Origin of the sequence: Chryseobacterium sp. 7 (assembly GCF_003663845.1) — a bacterium.
Taxonomy (GTDB): Bacteria; Bacteroidota; Bacteroidia; order Flavobacteriales; family Weeksellaceae; genus Chryseobacterium.
In genome coordinates, this window is sequence record NZ_RCCA01000001.1 from 4,255,946 (window position 1) to 4,275,590 (window position 19,645).

The 19,645-nt window shown below is 34.7% G+C and carries 13 protein-coding genes; all 13 read right to left on the reverse strand.

The genetic code is table 11. From position 1 onward, the window contains the following. The 13 genes from CLU97_RS19535 to CLU97_RS19595 all read right to left on the reverse strand — a co-directional run bounded on the left by CLU97_RS19535 (position 1) and on the right by CLU97_RS19595 (position 19,574). Positions 1 to 891, reverse strand: coding sequence for a DUF6089 family protein (locus CLU97_RS19535; RefSeq protein WP_121489407.1), 891 nt, complete (start codon positions 889 to 891; stop codon positions 1 to 3). Positions 892 to 1,104: 213 nt separating this feature from the next. Then, positions 1,105 to 3,606 carry an exopolysaccharide transport family protein gene (locus CLU97_RS19540; protein ID WP_121489408.1) on the reverse strand — a complete coding sequence of 834 codons (2,502 nt, stop codon included), beginning with the start codon at positions 3,604 to 3,606 and terminating at the stop codon, positions 1,105 to 1,107. 2 nt (positions 3,607 to 3,608) lie between these two features. Next, a complete protein-coding gene (locus CLU97_RS19545; protein ID WP_121489409.1) occupies positions 3,609 to 4,472 on the reverse strand; it encodes a polysaccharide biosynthesis/export family protein in 864 nt (287 codons plus the stop codon). A gap of 29 nt (positions 4,473 to 4,501) precedes the next feature. After that, positions 4,502 to 5,626 carry a glycosyltransferase family 4 protein gene (locus tag CLU97_RS19550; protein ID WP_121489410.1) on the reverse strand — a complete coding sequence of 375 codons (1,125 nt, stop codon included), beginning with the start codon at positions 5,624 to 5,626 and terminating at the stop codon, positions 4,502 to 4,504. 115 nt (positions 5,627 to 5,741) lie between these two features. After that, positions 5,742 to 6,743, reverse strand: a complete 1,002-nt coding sequence (locus CLU97_RS19555; RefSeq protein ID WP_121489411.1) for a glycosyltransferase family 2 protein — start codon at positions 6,741 to 6,743, stop codon at positions 5,742 to 5,744. Positions 6,744 to 6,746: 3 nt separating this feature from the next. Then, positions 6,747 to 7,817 (reverse strand): formimidoylglutamase, encoded by a 1,071-nt coding sequence (locus CLU97_RS19560; protein WP_121489412.1) that lies wholly within the window; start codon positions 7,815 to 7,817, stop codon positions 6,747 to 6,749. A 198-nt stretch (positions 7,818 to 8,015) separates the two neighbouring features. Further along, complete coding sequence (locus CLU97_RS19565; protein WP_121489413.1) at positions 8,016 to 8,390, reverse strand: hypothetical protein; 375 nt, start codon at positions 8,388 to 8,390, stop codon at positions 8,016 to 8,018. Positions 8,391 to 8,713: 323 nt separating this feature from the next. Beyond that, on the reverse strand, positions 8,714 to 11,287 hold the full coding sequence (gene topA, locus CLU97_RS19570; RefSeq protein WP_121489414.1) for a type I DNA topoisomerase: 2,574 nt from the start codon (positions 11,285 to 11,287) through the stop codon (positions 8,714 to 8,716). 55 nt (positions 11,288 to 11,342) lie between these two features. Next, on the reverse strand, positions 11,343 to 12,491 hold the full coding sequence (locus tag CLU97_RS19575) for a hypothetical protein (protein WP_121489415.1): 1,149 nt from the start codon (positions 12,489 to 12,491) through the stop codon (positions 11,343 to 11,345). A 161-nt stretch (positions 12,492 to 12,652) separates the two neighbouring features. Next, the gene (locus CLU97_RS19580; protein WP_121489416.1) at positions 12,653 to 16,114 is read right to left on the reverse strand and encodes a T9SS type A sorting domain-containing protein; all 3,462 of its coding nucleotides are present in this window, start codon (positions 16,112 to 16,114) and stop codon (positions 12,653 to 12,655) included. Between the two features lie 238 nt (positions 16,115 to 16,352). Then, entirely contained in the window at positions 16,353 to 17,402 is a 1,050-nt protein-coding gene (locus CLU97_RS19585) for an acyltransferase family protein (protein WP_121489417.1), read from the reverse strand. A gap of 23 nt (positions 17,403 to 17,425) precedes the next feature. Continuing rightward, positions 17,426 to 18,568 carry an EpsG family protein gene (locus tag CLU97_RS19590; RefSeq protein ID WP_121489418.1) on the reverse strand — a complete coding sequence of 381 codons (1,143 nt, stop codon included), beginning with the start codon at positions 18,566 to 18,568 and terminating at the stop codon, positions 17,426 to 17,428. A 1-nt stretch (position 18,569) separates the two neighbouring features. Beyond that, complete coding sequence (locus CLU97_RS19595; RefSeq protein ID WP_121489419.1) at positions 18,570 to 19,574, reverse strand: hypothetical protein; 1,005 nt, start codon at positions 19,572 to 19,574, stop codon at positions 18,570 to 18,572. Positions 19,575 to 19,645: the final 71 nt, after the last annotated feature.

The following is a 19,645-nucleotide window of genomic DNA, read 5'->3' on the forward strand; positions in this document are numbered from 1 at the left end:
TTATTCACAATAACATGGAGGTCTTCCGAACGAATATGTAAGACCTAAACTGAACGTATTCATCCAGTCATTAGATCTTCCATCTCCAATATTTCTCTTTTTAATAAACTCTGCTTCTCTTTCTTTAGAAACCGCATAATAATTTCCTGACTGTAATAATGAACCACCTGTAGCAGGATCCAAAATATCAGCATTAAAAGAAGTTTTTACATCTTTGGAAAGGATCTTGCTGTGATCCAACTGATCCGTCAATGTATATCTGAATGTAGCTTCTGCAAAAATAGCCCATGAGTGGTTGAATTTATACTTCAAACCTACCCCAAAAGGAATGTGCATAGTTACTTTTTTTCCTAATGAATAATCTGTAGTAGTTACAAAATCCAATTCATTGATTGGAGCCTGCGCCACACCATCTGCATCTCTTCTGAAATCATTCATAAGAGTAGCTTTAGGAGCATCAAACATCAAAGCACCAATACCTCCGAAGATGTAAGGGCTCAGCATGCTGATCTGCTCATTATTTACCGGGAAAAAGTTATATTCAAACATTAAACTCGCTTCGTATACGTTATTTTTTCCGTATGAATTTCTATTTCTTCTATAATCTTCTTTTGCCGCTTTGTCACTAAACTGAATCTGGTTATATCCTAAATCCAATCTAACAGTCTGATGCGGGTTAAAATTAAATCTGTATAATATACCACCATAAAATGGGATGCCCCAATCTGACGTTCTGCTTAAATCCAACGGCTTTTGTAAAATATAATTTGTCCTTCCTACATCTCCCACTAGGTTACTCATACCTAGACGAACTCCCAATTCGTTTCTTTGTGCTTTAACACTTACCACTCCAAGGAAGGCAAGGAAGCTAAACAATAATTTTTTATTCATAAAAGAATATGGATTTATGGTTATTTTAAAATTTAATTTTTGCAAATATAAAACATTTTTATATTAATGATAATCTTAATGTTTAGTTAAAAATAAACAAAAAAACATAATTTGTTATAAAGTAAACGGCAAAGTGGCAAAAATATTCTTTTTTTCATAGAATGAAAATACCCTAAATATGAAAAAACCCCCATTAAATGGAGGTTTAATGCTTTATTTTTTATTAAATAATACCTGTACTTTATTTCTGATCCTTATTAATAAAGGTTCTTTATAATTTTTATCTTCATCAAAATATCCATAGCCGTAGCCATAGCCGTAGCCGTAGCCGTAACCATAACCATAGCCTTGTTTTGTATTATAATCGTTATAAACAAGTCCAAGATTATCAATTTCGTTATTATGATACTTTTCCGTAATCATTTTCAGCATGTACTTTTCTGTGTATTCATGACGTACAACATAGATGTTGGCATCAGAATGTTTCATAAGTTCATATGAATCTGCCACAAGACCTACTGGTGGTGAATCTATAATAATGAAATCGTATTTTTCTTTCAGTTCTTCTATAAATTTGATATTTCTCTGGCTCATTAAAAGCTCAGATGGGTTTGGCGGGATAGGTCCTGAAGTAGCAACATCCAGATTCGGGATCTTTGTTTTGTTGAGGATCTGATCAATATTCACTTCTCCTGTCAGATAATTTGAAATACCATATTTATTATCAATCTTAAAATCTCCAAAGATTTTTGGTTTTCTAAGGTCCATCCCCAATAAGATTGTTTTTTTATCACTTAATCCTATTACAGAGGCCAAATTGATGGAAACATACGTTTTCCCTTCTCCTCCGATGGATGATGTGATCAGGATAACTTTTCCTTTTTTAGTTTCATCATTATCCATCAAAAATCTCATATTGGCTCTTACCCCTCTAAAGGCTTCTGATACGGATGATTTTGGCTGTTCTAAAACGGTAAGCATATTTTCATTGTTATTGTTTCCGATAACTCCAAGAAGTGGAATTTTCGTAGCACTCAGTAATTCTTTGATATTTCTTATTTTACTATCAAGCACTTCACCAATCAGGATAAACAAAAACGGCAGCAGCAATAATCCTGAGATAATCAGCATTTTTGTCAACTTCACATTAGGACCAATTGGCCCTTGTCCCAAATTCTTTGCAGGGTCAATAACGGTTATATCAGACTTATTGGTTGCCACATTCATCTGTGTTTCATTTTGTCTTGATAATAAGCTGTTATATGTAGATTCAATCATGTTATACCCTCTTTCTGCATCCAGATATTTTCTTTCTTTTTCAGGGAAACTCGCTAAATCTGAATCTGCATTGGCTATTTCATGATCAATTTTATTGATCTCTTCATAGTATTTTGTATAATAATTCTTCAGGCTGTTAGTGGAACCCAGTTTTGCTTCACTAATAAGTCTGTTGATCTCCTTCATAGGTTCAGAGTTAGCCTTATAGATGGTAGCCATCTCCTGTCTTTTAGCATATAAAGCTTTAAGTTCACTTACTGTAGCAGTAAAGAAACCGTCTTCAAAACCGGCAGCATTTGTGGCAATCATTTTGTCAAAATTCTGCGACTGGATTGTATTTCTGATATTATTCAGTGAGCCTAGCTTGCTTAAGATGTCAGCTTTTTTACTTTCAAGATCTTTTATTTTACTTAAAGATCTTTCATCACTGTCTTTAATATTATAAAGCTTTTCGGATGTTTTTAAGTAGTTCAAAACAGCTGCGCTGGAATCAAGCTTCTTACGAATATTATCCAGATTCCCCTGTAAATAGGTTTCCGTATTTTTATTAACGATATTTTTATCTTCAAGTCTTTTTTTCTGTAATTCATTTACAGACTTGTTCAGGAAGTTTACCGTACTGTTAAGGTTATAACCACTTTTGCTAATGATCATAATGGTACCAATCTCTTTATCAAATTCCACCCCTATGGTAGAAACAATTTCGTTGACAGTTTGGTTGACAGAATTTAAATTAACAATAATATTATCCAGTGAGATTTTAGCTTCACCAGGATTTTGCACCAATTTAAATCTCAGGTTTGGAGAGGTATACCACTCATTAACCTTAATAATTTTATTAGCCGGTCTTGCATAGGTATTGATACTCTGAAAACCTTCCGTTTCATAGCTATACAAGCTATTAGACTGCCCTTCTTCCGGCAATACTACTTCATAAGTTCCGTTTCCTTTTGGTAATAATGTGATTGGATAATTGATCTGCTGAAGATGTTTTTTATCAATCTCAAGAGAAACAGGGGAATCATCTTTATCCAGATAGGTAGATTTGATTGCCCCTTTTGTAGAGTAATTGACAAAAAGATTGAGCTCTTTCACCAAAAATTCATTATGCGATCTTGAAAGAAGCATTTTCTTCAGATATATTCCATCCTGATTTCCTCCTTGTCCCCAGATAAAGTTGATAGATTGGGTAGGAGTAAAATAGCTAGAAGTATTATTGGATATACTTAAAGATAAATTTGAAGAATATATGTTCTGCGCATAGTATTTACGGTACACCCAGGAAATAGCGTACCCAATAAATAACATCAGAACAAACCAATACCAGTTTCTAAGGATTCTTCTTAAAAAATGCTCTATATCAAACAATGCAAAAGAGCCGAACTTCTCTTTCTGTGCATCATTTTTTTCTGTTTGCGTGTCTTTTCCGGGGATCATGATTAAAGATTTTTTAGAAGTAAATAAATAGACAACGCGGTAGTAATTACCGAAACTCCTGTAGTAAGAGTCTGAATAGGATCTTTTCCGAATCCGTTTAAGCTTTTCGCTCTTGTATTCAGGTAGATCTCATCTCCATTCTGTACGTAATAAAAAGGAGAATTCATAAGATCTTCACGGGTAAGATCTATTTTGGCAATTTTTACTCCTTCAGGAAGTTTTCTGTGAATAACAACTTCTTTTTTGTCAATAGTTCTGTTCAGTCCCCCATTAATAGCCAGAGCTTCAGTAATGGTAAGTGTATTTTTGTGGGCAACTTTTTCTCCCGAAAGCCCTGTAGTTTCTACATCTCCAAGAATATAATAGGTAATACCGTCTGTATTTAAGCGTACTTCAGATTTTCCTTCCTGAAAATTTTCATTTACTTTTTCCTGTAATTCTTTCGTAATTTCATCAAGTGTTCTTCCTTCTGCTTTTATATATCCTATTCCGAAAACATTAATGTCACCATTGGAATCAACTTTCAGGCCGTTAAAATAAAAATTCATATTTCCTCCTCTAGCTCCGGAAGTACCTCCTCCTCCTCCCGATGCCGCAGTGCTGGTTACGCTACCAGTGCCCGCTCCACCTGAAGTATTGTAGGAAGAGTAAAATTGTGCTGCATCTCCTTTGGGAGTTGTCACAATATTTAGATTGAGGATATCATTCTTAGTAATCCTATAAACCGGGATGTTATATGGAACAAGTCCTTCTTCATTAATAACCAGACTCTCGCTAGGCTGCAAATATCTTACATCCTTTGTGGTGATACACGAGGTAAATAAAAAAGGGAATATTAAAAATAAATATTTAAAATTCTTCATCATATATAATATATTGTTTACAAAAGTAATATTTAATTGTTAATTTTTTTGTTTTTTAATCGATATAATACATCAGGCAGGTAAGCACCTAAAAAGCCTAATGAAAGAATCACCAATAATAGTAAATTTACATCAATATGTCTCAAATAATAAGCAACTCCTACAATCATCAGATAATACATGATAATATAAAAGGTAGATCTTCTGTGGGTAAGATTCAGTTTCAGCAACTTATGGTGAATATGATTTTTATCTGCATCGAATGGTGATTTTTTGTTATACAACCTGATAAAAATTACATTTAGCGTATCTACAATCGGCAGAATCAGGATGGCAACAGCTATCACGGGCGCAGACTGAAGATGGTATCTTGGTACGTCTATCAGATTCTTATCAATAAAAATATCCATAAAACAGATGGAAGTGAAAGCCAGCAAAAAGCCAAGCAGCATAGATCCGGTATCTCCCATAAATATTTTAAGGGTACGGTAATTCGAAAGGTTATAATACAAAAATGCCAGTACGGTTCCGATGATAATAACAGATAATATAACCAATGGATAATTATATTCTCCCAAACGGTAGTAGCTTATCCCAAAACAAGCACTGCAGATAATAGAATATCCGCCTGCGAGCCCATCTATCCCATCAATCAGATTAAAGGCATTGATCAGAATAATAAAGGTAATGATACTGAACAGGACACTTACAATATAGTTCAATTCATATATTCCAAATATTCCGAATAAGCTCCGGATTCTAATGTCTGAACCAATTACAACAAGCAGTGATACGATAATCTGAGCAACCAATTTCTTATAAGCCCTCATTACAACAATATCATCCATTACTCCTACATAAAGCAGAATAATGAGCGAAGCAAATAAAAATTTGTAGAGATCAAACAGTTCATATGCAAAAATAGAAGCACAGATTCCGATTGAATAAAAAATGGCAATTCCGCCAAGATTAGGAATTTCTCTAAGATGGGAGCTTCTTATTCCAGGCTCATCCATCAAATTCTTTCTTCTTGAGATCTTGACAATGGTAGGAATGGAGAAAAAAGTGATTAAAAAGGAGAATACAAAACCCAGTCCTACTTTTATATAGAAAATAGGTATTCCCGATCCGCTTAAGAACAATTCAAAATTTTTCATTCTTTTTCTTATTCAGCACTCGTATCTCCCAATAAAAAAAATAACGCAGAACTTATAAAGAACTTCATCATCATTTTCTATTGCTCGAAACAATAGTACTTTACATTTGTGTTTACTAAATCAATTTTCTTATCAGCTTTTTCTGGCCTGCAAAAAATAACAGATAAAAGATTTTTTTCTTCAACGGCAAAGATAAAATATAATTCTTACCAAAACGACTATATAGTAATATATCTTGAATTTTTATTTGCCTTTCTTTCATGAAAAGGTTTAATTGATCTGACATATTATAGAATTTTTTTTCTTCTTTTACAAATGCCAAATAGGCTAAAAATGAATAAACCCCTTCAAAAATCTGGAAGTTTTTCAGTTCCGTTTTTTTATTGGAATATTGGGATTCACTGAATACTTTTTCTACATCAGCCACAGCTTTCAGCATGTCTAATCCCTTTTCTGTATGGGTTTTTGTGATAGAATCCGAACGCTCTAGATACTGATAATGAAAATTCTGAGTCTGAGCTATTGTCTCACATTCCAGCAAGAGTTGTGGTATGAGCTGAATATCTTCAAAATGAATTCCTTTCTTAAATCTTCTCTGATGAAAAAGTTCTTTTTTGAACAGCTTATTGCATGCAAAATAACTGATGTCCGAAAAAATAGAAAAATGTCTACCAAGCTCTATTTTCTCAGACATATTGGGAAGCTGTGTCAATTTTTGAACAATTCTTCCGTTCTCATCTACTTTCTGAATATTACAGATGACCATTTTTGCCTGATGCTTTTCCGCTAAATGAAACATTTCTTCAAACATGGTTTCCGTAACGTAGTCATCACTGTCTACAAAGCCGATATAATCTCCGGCAGCTTTATCTATTCCAAAGTTACGGGCATCGCTTAAACCTCCGTTTTCTTTGGCAAAAGCTTTTATCTTTTCAGGGTATTTCTGGGCAAATTCTTTAATTATTTTTTCAGAATCATCTTTGCTTCCATCATTCACTACAATAATCTCAATATCTGGCAGGCTTTGCTTCACCAATGAATCAAGGCACTTCGTCAGATAATTTTCGACATTATAAACGGGAACAATAATGGATACTTTTGAGGGAACATTTGTCATACATTAAATTTTCGTCAGTCTTGCATTCAGCCAGCCCTTTTTGGCCTCATCAAAATCCTTTCTGGAGCAGGGAATGCAGTTTTCTATATTTTCATCATCACCAAAATACCACAAATTACTGAAAGTATCACGCTTGAATGCATATTCTCTGTCATCTATCAGAACATAGAACAGTTCGTAATGCCTTTCTTTGGGGTGAGAATGCTGAATATTAATACCTTCTATCAGATACCACAGCATTTGAGCTAAAAGCTGGTGGTTCAACTGGTTCTCCGAATAAATATTATAATTAAAAATACCTACAGACTTCAGATTTTCGCTTAATCCAATTTCTTTCATGTAAGCACAGATTTCTCTTCTGTTTAAACCATTTACCTGCGGATTCATAGAAAAAGGCTCACTGAAACTTTCCACGGCATCACAATTTACGGTAACCAAATCTGCTTTTCGGAAGAAAGGTTCTGTTTTTTCGGTAGAGTTCATCATTTCAGCAAGACGGATGATATCAAACTCTACTTCTTTAATCAGTCTTACGGAATCCATTTCATTCAAATGTTTCTGATACCCTAAGTGATGATAATTTTTGATGGAGAAATTTTTAGCTCCGAAAATTTTGCTTAAAAAAGTATATTCATTGATTGTTTCACCCTGCTGAAGGGAGATAATATTGCTGATCTGGGTATAATTGATATTTTTCTGATGGAAATTCAAAGCAGAAAATAATGAGAAAGCAAAATCATTGGAGCCTCCAATAATCACCGGAATAGCTCTTTTGTAATGACATGCCGACAAAACTTCCTGTAAAATATAATGGGTATCCTGAACGGATTTCCCAGAGACCAAATCCCCAAGATCCACAACAGGAATTTCGAAATCCATTTGCGAAAGCTTATAAAATTCGTTTCTTACCGCAGTAAAATCCTGTACTTCCGCATCTCCGCCCGCACCTCTGTAATCTGATACAAATAAAAGAACAATACTGTCTTCTTTGATATCTTTTGTAACCCGACTTCCTATCTGCCAGCTTTCTGTCTTGAAATTTCTTGGTGAAATGATAAAGTCTTCGAAATCCATATTTTAATTTGAAATGTAATAATTGATTAATTGCTTGATATAACAAACATACAAAAAACATGGGAACTGAGTAGAATGTATAACCTTATCAAAGTTTAAAACTTTGATAAGGTTATACAAATTCTGCATTTTAGAATAAAAAATCCGTCTCACAAAGTATGTGAGACGGATTTCTATTCTAAGTTGTATACTTACTAATTAGCACTTTCCGAATGACTGACTGATCACTGTTATTCCGGCTATAACAATGGTAACTCTAACTCCTGTTGGAATTCCCCATGTTGTACATATTGCCAAACAAGCCTGCCCAGCTGTTCCATTAGGAATACTTAACGGAATGCTGAAACAGTATTTCCCGAAACCTAGGGGTAAATTGATGCAAACTTTGTTGTTTTCAACAGTAATTGATATACATTCTGCTGTTACAAGAAGATAACCTGCGCTTGCGCTCGCAAGGCTTAAATCTGAATCTTTTCCCGATGAACGAAGGTTCGCCTGACTGTCTTCGTGTGATCTTTTTGCTGCTTCTAATGCATTTGAGATAGCTTCTTCGCTAAAATTAAATTCTGCCATGATTTGATAGTTTTAGTTTTCTTACTCGTTTGGCTTTTCAGAATCCGCCTCGTTTTTAAAGTGGTTTCTGAGCTCCACCTTTTGTAATATTACGATGTAAAGCTATAGAATTAAAACACTGTATATCACAGTCTTAGTACTTAATTTTTTATTTGCGTATTTATACTTAGAGCTATTTAGCCATCACTATTCGCAAGGTTAACTCTCTATGCTGGGAAATTTATTTAACTTTTATCATATCCCGTTTTATATTTTTTTAAATAGCTATCAATGAAAAAAGCACAGACTAAAATCTGTGCTTTTCATATCAATTTAAATACTGTTTATTTTTTAGCTGCCGGTTTCTTAGCCGCAGGTTTTTTCGCCGTTGTAGTTTTCTTTGCAGCTGCTGCTTTTTTGGCGGCTGGTTTTTTCTTTTCAGCAAAGGCTTTAGGATCCTGATCTGTAATCCATTTTTTAACCTCATCTAAGGAAAGTTCTTTCAATTCTTCGGCTTCATATTTTGTATCATCTGCTTTCTTAGGAATTTTGAACATCGCTTTTCCGAATTTGATGAAAGGTCCCCATCTCCCGTTTTCAATGGAAATTTTTTCTTTTTCCCACTGCTGGATATATCGGTTGGCTTCTTTTTCAAGTTTAGCATCAATCAATTCATTGATGTCGCTTTGTGAAAGATTTTCAAAATCGTATTTCTTAGGAACATTTACAAAAATAGCTTTGTATTTGATAAACGGACCAAATCTTCCTGTTCCTTTGGTTACCGGCTCTCCTTTATAAGTGGCAATAGGTGCATCAGCAACTTTCTTTTCATTGATGATTTCTTCTGCACGCTTCTGATCTACAGAAAGCGGGTCTTCACCTTTCGGAATACTGATATAAGTTTCTCCCCATTTTACATAAGGACCAAATCTACCCACACCTACAGCAACTGGCTGCCCATCAACTTCATTTAGATCAAAAGGTAATTTGAATAGTTCCAGAGCTTCTTCAAAAGTAATGGTTGCAATATTCTGCCCAGACATTAATGAAGCAAAAATTGGTTTTTCTTCGTCATCCGTTTCTCCAATCTGGATCATTGCTCCAAATCTTCCGATTCTTGCATGAATATTTTTACCCGTCTTTGGATCTACTCCTAATAACCTGTCTCCGGTAGCACGGTCTGCATTTTCTTCTACATCTTCAATTCTTGGGTGGAATTTTGAGTAGAAATTCGTCATCATTTCTTTCCATTTCTGGTCGCCACTGGCAATTTCGTCAAAACTTTCTTCTACTCTTGCCGTAAAACCGTAATCCAGAATTTCTCTGAAGTTATCTGTTAAGAAATCGTTTACGACTTCTCCAATATCTGTAGGAACGAATTTATTTTTATCTCCTCCGAATTTTTCTTCCAGAACTACTTTTTTGATCTTATCTTTTGCTAAAGACATTTTAATCACTTCGCGGGTATGCGGTTCAATTTCTCTCTTATCTACATACTCTCTGTTCTGAATAGTCTGAATAGTAGGTGCATAAGTAGATGGTCTACCTATTCCCAATTCTTCCAGTTTTCTCACCAATCCTGCTTCCGTATATCTTGCACTTGGCCTGGTGAACTTCTCGGTAGCAGTGATGGTTTTATAATTTAATATTTCACCTACATTTACTTTCGGCAACAATTTATCATTGTTTTCTTCATCATCATCTTCAGTTTTTACAATACCGTAAGCTTTCAGGAAACCGTCGAATATAATGACTTCTCCCTGCGCTTCAAAATGATGGGGTAATGATGCATTTCCGATTTCAATTACGGTCTTTTCAATTTTGGCATTGGCCATCTGAGAAGCCAATGTTCTTCTGTAGATTAGCTGATATAATCTGTTTAATTGTGCATCAGCTACATTTTTTACTCCAAAATCTGTAGGACGGATGGCCTCGTGGGCCTCCTGTGCTGAAGCAGATTTCGTAGTATAATTTCTTGGAGAAGAATATTCTGCCCCGTATTCTGATATAATTTGTCTTTTTGCTCCTTCAATGGCTTCCTGAGAAAGGTTTACGGAATCCGTTCTCATATAGGTAATATACCCTTCTTCGTACAGCCTTTGTGCCAGACGCATGGTATTGGTCACATTGTAGCCAAGTCTTGAGGAAGCTTCCTGCTGTAGTGTGGAAGTTGTAAATGGAGCTGAAGCAGAGCGTGTACCTGGCTTGGTTTCAACATTCAGTACTTTAAATTCTGCAGTTTTTGCCTGTTCAAGGAATTTTTCTGCATCTTCTTCTTTTTCGAAGTCTTTTTTCAGCTTGGCAGCAATTTCCTGCTCTGTTTTATTTAAAAAAATCCCGTCCAGTTTAAAACTTGCCTTTGGCGTAAACTCACGAATCTCTTTTTCTCTTTCTACAATTAATCTTACTGCTACAGATTGTACTCTACCTGCAGACAGTCCCGGCTTTACTTTTTTCCATAAAACGGGTGACATTTCAAAACCTACAATTCTGTCTAGCACTCTTCTTGCCTGTTGGGCATTTACCAGATTCTGATCAATATCTCTTGGATTGTCAATTGCTTTTAGAATGGCGTTCTTGGTAATCTCGTGGAAAACAATTCTTTTTCTGTTTTCAGGCTTCAGTTTCAGCTCATCTGCTAAGTGCCATGCAATAGCCTCACCTTCGCGGTCCTCATCAGATGCAAGCCATACCATATCGGCTTTCTTTACGGCAGCCTTTAATTCTGTTACCAACTTCTTTTTGTCTGCTGAAACTTCGTAATCAGGACTGAAAGTAGCAAGATCTATCCCCATTCCTTTTTTAGGAAGATCCCGGATATGCCCGAAACTGGATTTCACTTCAAAATCCTTTCCTAAATATTTCTGAATAGTTTTTGCCTTTGCCGGGGACTCTACGATTACTAAATTTTTCGACATTCTAACTATAAATTTTTGCAAAAGTAAACCTTTTTTATTTATATACTTTTTATAATCAAATTTTATTTAGCAATTCTAAGGGAGCAACAAAGGCTCTATAAAGTATTCCTTCGAACGTAAAACCATATCCGGACATCTCTACTCTGTATAGTAATGAAAGGACTATAATACCTAATGTTATATAAAATTTCTTGTTTATAAAAGTAGGCTCAAAGGTATATACTGACTCTCCGTTCCTTAGTAAAATGGTAAAAAGTACAATCATAAGCATCATATGAATATACATCCATCTTCCCCAGTCTATTGCCAGATAAAAAAGTGGAAATGAAAACAAAAATGCACCTATTAACAATATAGATAAAAGCTTTCTCCCATTTAGATATTTTAAATAATACCCAATGTGAAAAATACTGATGGCTAAACTTATGAAATAAAGCTTGTACTCATTAATATGTTCTTTTATATATTGTCTTTCGTCTATATTCCAATAGAAAATACCATAGGTTGGGTGCACCCCTCTTTTGCTTAAAATCTCAAGAGACATCCCTTCGTTTACATTTTTACCGAAAAGCATGATGAGCAAGGTGGGAACTCCTACAGCGATAAAGTATTTTACGTATCTTTTGTATTCCAGTTTTCCTGTTTTCGCATACAATGCAATAGCAAAATAGGGAACATAAAAGAGCGTTACTTCATGCAATAATGTACTGATGCAGAGAAAAACACAAAATAAATATTCTTTAGCACCGGAAAGTTTACCATGATCTAAAAGATAGACGAAGCAGGTGAACAAAAGAAATACTATAAATTCTTTTTTCCCTACGTAAGTTACTGTATTCAAAAGCCCTATAAACCCAATAGCTGAAAGCAGCAAAGACAGATAGAGAAAATCTGTACGCTTATATGTTATTAATTTGGTATAGATCCAAAAAAAACCACCAATAATTAAAAACTGGAAAAAATAAACGATATAATTGAGCCTTATCTTTGTAAGATCCTGCAAAATGAAGAAAAAGCTTCCGGATAGTCCTCTTCTTTTAAAACCGCCATCCTGATAATTGATAAGCCAGTCTGCTAAGATATATCCGTCATCTTTAAGATTGAATATCCATGTAAATGCAAGGGTATAAACAGCGGTTATTATTATCAGAAAGTAGATAAAAATCTTGATATTAAAGTTTTGAACGATCTTTCTAATCTTCATAGTGTTTCTCTAAATTTTTATTAAAAAAAGGAAAAGAAAACACAACTTGTTTTCTTTCCTTTTTTACCTATCATCTTTAATGTGTGTCCAAAATTATGAATTTTCAAATACTTATATACTATTTTATTTTCCTTTCTATAAATGTTCTATAAATATTTAATTTATTTTTTAATGATTTTAATAATAGCTTCGGAATTATTAATGACCACCATATATTCTCCTGAAATCAGATTAGAAACATCTATTTTTCCATCTTCAAACTTACCTGCCTGCACCCGCTGTCCGGAAATAGAATAGATCTGGTATTGGTATATTTTATTTTCGGCAGCTTTTATATACAAAAGATCTTTTACCGGATTAGGCAATAAAATTATTCTATTTTCTTTAAGCTTTGTTTCCGTTACTTTTTTACTATTGAAACTATTTGAAGGCTTGAATGCGGGCAGTGAGGTAATCTGATTTTTAGGAATTGGCCCCAATTCTTCTCCGTTGGTATCAAAATTCATTTTTACGCATCTGCAATTCATTCCAAAATAAGGATCATTATTATCATGAAAGGCAATCATACGATTATTGGTAGGAGCAGCATCAAAAAGCAGGTTAATAGGTCTTCCTATATAATTTGACAGCAAAGCTCCCGACCATATTCCGGGATACAGAAAATTGATTGTATTGTAAGTTCCTGTGGCTGTTTGATTGGCTGTTACACTCCGGAATCCTCTTGACCCTGAATTAGGATAATTTCCAACCGGATAAGCAGCGTTATTGAACATATACCCCATTGTAGAATTGGTGGAGTTCCTCACTCTTGTTCCTAAATAATCTGAAGCAATAGTATAGGATGTTGCTACATTTTTATCTTTTTTATACCACGGGGTAATTCCAAAATCCTGATATGAAGTAATGGAAACCCCTGTAAGATCGGGAATTCTCCAGCCTTCCGGACAAGGATCAAAAGGTGATTTTTTAGTAGCTCTACCCCATCGGTCTGCAGCCAGATTAGGTTCATTGGCCAGCCAGTCTGTACCATTGGTATATAAGGGTGCAGAACTGTTATATGGCGCTAAAGCACTGGGCACCATGTAAACCAGCGGATTTCTTACTGAAAAAAGCAACACTTTTGATATTTTATCAGCAATTTTATCAGCGGCTAAAACATTGGCATTGGCTGCATTGGTATATGTATTAAAAGGTATAATATAACTTCCCTGCAGATTATTATAGACAGCAGGCGTAAGTGTGGTATAGCTTACTGAGCCATCATCAGCGGTACTTCCTAAAAATATGTTATAGGTTGTTCCATCAGCATACTGAAAAGAAGGGATAGGGTCTTTTCTTCCCCATTGATACTGAAGTCCTGAAGCATTTCTAATTCTCGATAGCTCATCCGTGGTGGGAGCAAGAGGATTAGCAACTACCGGAAAGGCCTCCGTACCTCCCAGATTTCTATCCATAAATTCGGTTTGCAGAACATCTCCTTTTTCGGTGTAATTCACATAGTTTGTAACCGCGGTATTGGGTAGTTCTGTAGTATATTTATTGGAAGCTATTTCCGTATCAGTAACCCAAATATGCCAGCTCCAATATACAGGGTTGGCAATATTCCCATTATGCAATGTTATTATGGCATTTCCGCTTTGGTTTGGATTGACAGTTACTATAATTTTGACGTTTGAAATATCGGATAATGAAACCGGTGAATTATTCGGTATTACCACCTTGCTAATTAGCCCTGTATTTGTTGCCCAAAGAACATTGGCCTTTAAGTTATTAAAATTAACCCCAGAAAGGATTTCTTCATTATTCAGGATTTCACTTTGTACTGAGAATGCTTTACTCACAGGAATTTCCAGATTGGTGGCCGTTGTACTTTTTACCATTTGATAGGTATTGGGATTATTGATTCCTTCTCTGTATTCCACTGCAGGTTCAATAAATTCGGTGGGAAAATCATAATTATTCACTATATATAAAGGATCTTTTATACATCTGCATCCGTTTGCTCCGGAAGTTTCACCTCCCGCTAATGGCATATACCAATATCTTCCTTTTACTGAAGGAAAAGCGGGATCAGAAACATCAGACTGTCCTTTATCAGGAACCATAAACAGGGCTCTTGCCCCAACATTCGGACTGCTGTCAAAATGTTTCATCATGGTGGCTGTCCACAACCCAGTATGGTGCTGGTCTGTGTATTGCCCCTGATGCACAGTTAATCCCAGCTGCCCAGTTCCCGGAAAAATCCCCATATTAAATCCATTTACGTTGGATAAGTCAAATCCTGTATTGGCGTATAATTTAAAACCTTTCATATAAACCGGAGTATTGGCATCCGTAGGTTTTATTACATGGTATTTGTTATTTTCGAAAGTACTTTTACCCATATTAGTTCTCACTCCAAAAGGCGAAAAATCTATTCTTATATCGTCTACATATGCCTGAGAGGCTAAATTTGCCACCAGCATGGAAGGAATTCTCCAGCCATTAGGACAGGGGTCATAAGAAGATTTATCTCTGTAGGGTCTTGCATTATTATCCAAATTATAATTAATTCCAATTTTCCCCTGAGAATTATCTGACCATAAATTAAGTTCAGAGAGCTTTGAATCCGGAAGAGAAGTTGATTTTCCAAACCAATTGACCATCAAAGCAGCATTGTTATTATAATAGGCAGGCCCTGAATTATCATTTTTATACACGTAAATAAGACTCAGCGGATTTTTTATTGAAAGCTTAATATTATTGTTCACCTCCGCATTGGAAAGCAGTACAAATTTTCTAAGATCATCAATCGTTATTGCACCTATTAAGTTCTTAGCCCCTCGATGTCTTACTCTACCTATTGATCCGGAAACTTCATAGAAGTCATTTCCCTTCAAGGCTAATGGAGGAATGGGATCTTTTCTACCCCACTGATAAAGCAATCCGCCATTTTTATTCCATTCTGTTCCGGTGATAGAACTTCCGATTGCTCCCAGATTTCTATCCATCCATTTCCATTCAGAGTCGGGAATAGGCTCTACTGTTCCATCACTTTTTTGTCTTGATACTCCCGGAAAGCTTTTATAGGTAGATCCGTTTTCAGGATTATCGGTAACCCAAATGTGCCAGGACCAGAAAATTTCATTATTTATTTTTAATGCTATGACTGCATTTCCTTCTTTAGATTTGTTGATAGGAACTTTTATTTTAGCATTTTCTCCGGTTCCTGATACCTCCAGAAGATAGCCTGCTCCGGATTTTATGAGCCCCGGATTATCTTCCCAAAGAACATCTGCGGTAACATTTCCCAGAGGAACTCCTAAAGCTCCCAGAAATTGGTCATATTTCCACATGACATAAGCCTTTCTTACTGGAATATACAAACCTTCGCTATTTTGTTTGGGATCAAAAAAATAACTGTTAGGAGCTTTCGTCCAGTCTTTTCCGTCAAAATAAACCTTTTGAGTGTTTGTTTTTGTATTATTATCTGAATTTCGGGGAATTATAGTATCCTGATAAATTGATCTTCGTTTCTCTATCAGATTCTCTTGTTTTTTAAACTCTATGGCATTTGTAGAGCAGATACACACCAACACTAAGCAAATAATTGCTGCTATTTTTTTTAATACCGTTTTTTTCATGCGACTGAATTTTAAACAAAGACAAATACAATTCTTACGCCTTTGACATAAAATATCAATTCATTATATAAATAACGATAACATAAATCAATTACACATGAAACAATTTATAAAAATAATATTATTGATAAAAATTTATCAATTAAAACTTACGAAAAAAAATCATTCATTTAAGCTTCTTTATGAAAGAGCCTTTAGAGAGCCGACACAAAGCTTCGACCGGATAATAAAATGTTGATTACTTAAGAAGAGATTTTAATTTTTTCTGAATAGGCGGTTCAAGATATTCTGCTACTACATAAGCGACAGGAATTACAAGAGAGAAAGAAATAATCGGCAATATCCAATAAGGAATCTGAACATAACTATTGATCTTCAACATCCATGAAATCATCATATTCTCATGAAGCAGGTATACAGGATAACTTACAAAACCAACAAATGTAAAAAGTCTCATAGAGAAAAACTTTTCCATGGGTTTCCAAAACAGAGCTCCCACAAAAATAAGGATCAAAATAATCAGATACACGTTTCGCACAGAATCCTGAAGTCTGTACATATAAAACATAGCACATATGGAAGCAACAATAAATGCGTATAAATACCTTTTATCCCGGTTATTATAATAAATGTAGATCAATGCTCCGGAAACAAACCACCCGAAATACACAAAATTACCAATATATGCTTTATATGGAAGCAATCCGGCAGGCAGTAAATGGTGGAATTCTAAAATCTGATAAGAAACAGCAACCAGATAAATGATAAAAATCCCCAGCAGCGCAAGATTTCTTTTAAACATATAATACAATGCCCCGAAAATAGCATAAAACTTCACTTCTATATACAAAGACCAAAATGAAGATTCCAAAACAGGGAAATCAGTTTTAAAAATACGTTCCAATAAACCTTCATCCACAAATAAAATCCCAGGCAGTAAAGATTTCCACCCTGGTATTCCCAGAGGTCTTTCATAGAAAAAGCCTGCTGTAATAAAAATAATAGCAGAGCAAATCAACATACTCGGAAAAAGCCTTATCCATCGGTTTTTAATAAATTTTATAAAACCCGAAGTCTTCTCTAAAGACATCAGAATCACAAATCCCGATATTAAAAAGAACAGCTGAACACCAAGATCTCCATATCTTACAAGAATATTATCCTTAAACAAATCTCCAAAAGGATAAGTTTTATCCCAAATATAATACCCATGAAAAAGGAAAACCAACAAAATAGCAAGCCCTCTTAAACCATCTAAAACTAAAATTCTATTTTTCTGAACAGACATAAATAATAAAAATAAAAAAGACCTTACGGAAGAATATGATTCTTATAAAGCTCTATGGTAAATCGACCTGCTTTAATGTTTCTAAAGGATGAGAATACAACAAAGTTGAAGATAACCAAGGCCATAAGAAATGCATGAATTAATTTCCTCACCTGTTCAGAAACCACAAACATGGTATTCGGAATCAGTATATAAGTAAAAGCAAGGAATGCCCCTGTTAACCTGGAAGAGAAAATAGGATTATTTCTAAAAATAAAATAGAAACAGATCCCAATGACGGTATAATTTCTGTGATACTCGTAATAAGGATATTTCTCTTTCATTTTGGTATCAAAAACAAAAAGGAAAAAGGTGGAGATGGCCAACATGGCCTCCGGTACCCCAAATCCTCCATTCAATCTTTGCACACTTTCATCCACATATCCATTGAAACCGTCTACCAAAGTACTTTGTGATGCAAAATTTCCTAAAAAATCACCAAAATACCTGTAAACTTCAAATGGTGACATAAAAATTGAAGCCAAAATAAAGAGAATCATCCACATTTTATTAAGCGGAACACGGGCAATCCAATACATAGGAACCATAAGATAACACACATTATGAATTCCTGCGGCAAGATAAATCCAGAAAAGATACATCCACAATCTTCGCTGTTTGATATATCGTATGGCATAATACGCCATGAAACACCCTAGATTCTGCCTGATCTGTCCACTTTCTCCAATAAAAAATCCGGGAACAAAAACGAAAAGCAAAAATGTAAAAGGATAATGTGTATTTTCTTCGGCAAATTTTGTTTTAAAAAATGTTACAAGCGCAGCTACTACAAAGGTGAGCATATAAAAGGGCGCATTGAAAACATTAAGGAGAATCTTATTGATCAAAACATATAACCATTCCAGCTCTACTATCTGAGGTCCTCCTTTAAGTGAAAGTGCCGCAAAAATAATACTTACATAGTCTTTCGTATCAGAATATATATAAATCCCTTTATAACTACCATAATCCGGCCCTACATCATCTCGAAAACCCGCAAGAATAACAAGATATGCAGCCAAAACATACAATGCCAGCTTATTAGTCTTCCCGGAATACACTTCCTGAAAACTGAAAATCAGCATATATATGATTGCAATTATAAAATAAGGATGTAATAAACTCATGCTATGATATGAAATTTTTAAACTGGTGTGAAGCCGTCACTACTCCCGTAAGAATAAGCGGCATAAAAAGCCTGGTCTCCCAAAAGAGCCCGACTAAAGTAATCATAAAAAGATAAGGCAGCGAGAAAAATAAATATTTTTTAAGAACAAGCTTAGAGCTCTCCTCAGAAGACAATTGATAAGTAAAGTAAATTCCCAGCACCCCAAAAAGCAGCCCCGCCAAATTATATGGACTTGTGAAGTTTTTAACGATATAAATTCCTTCCATAAAAGAAGCCGTCTGATGAATAGCCATTCTTAACCCTATATAAGCAAGACAAAAAGAACCAATGACACAGATTGTATCCTTAATGAATGTGTAATTTTTATTTTTCAATTGATCCCAGTCAAGGAAAATAGCTGCAAAAAAAGCAATATTCAGGCATGAGGTTTCTCTTACAAACGTGGAAACAAAAACAACTGCACACAATGCGACTAAGCTTATTTTTTTTCTCTCATGATAATATTTAAGGGTGAGAAAAACACCCCATATATAAAAGAAAATTGCTATAGAATCACAATTTGTAGGTACATACTGCACAATCACCATAAAGAAAACCGCTGCCAGATGCACCAATCTTCTTACCTGCGTATTCATCAAAAGTTCTACAGGCTTCATTTTTAATATTTTATCCAGAATGATACAGGACAACATAAAAAAGAAGACATTAATAAGAAAAGTACTGTGATAAAAATAGGAACCACTTTTTGAAAGAAAGGCTTTCAGAAACGGAAGATGGTTTTCTACTATAAAAGTAAATGCTTCAGTAACATGCACACTAAGAAAATTGGGAATAACTCTATAGGCATATACTGACTCAAATATAAAATCAGGAGCTTTATCTGCTGATTTTATCCATAAAACATAGGAGGTTTCGAATCCATAGTAAGACATGGAAAACAACAGAAACGGAAGCACTATTACAAATAGAAATCCGTTTATTTTTTCATCATTTTTTTTCAACATATCTAAAACAGATTCTTATTCTTTAATAATAATTGTGGTTTAAAATACATTTTTCAAATTGGGAACTTTTG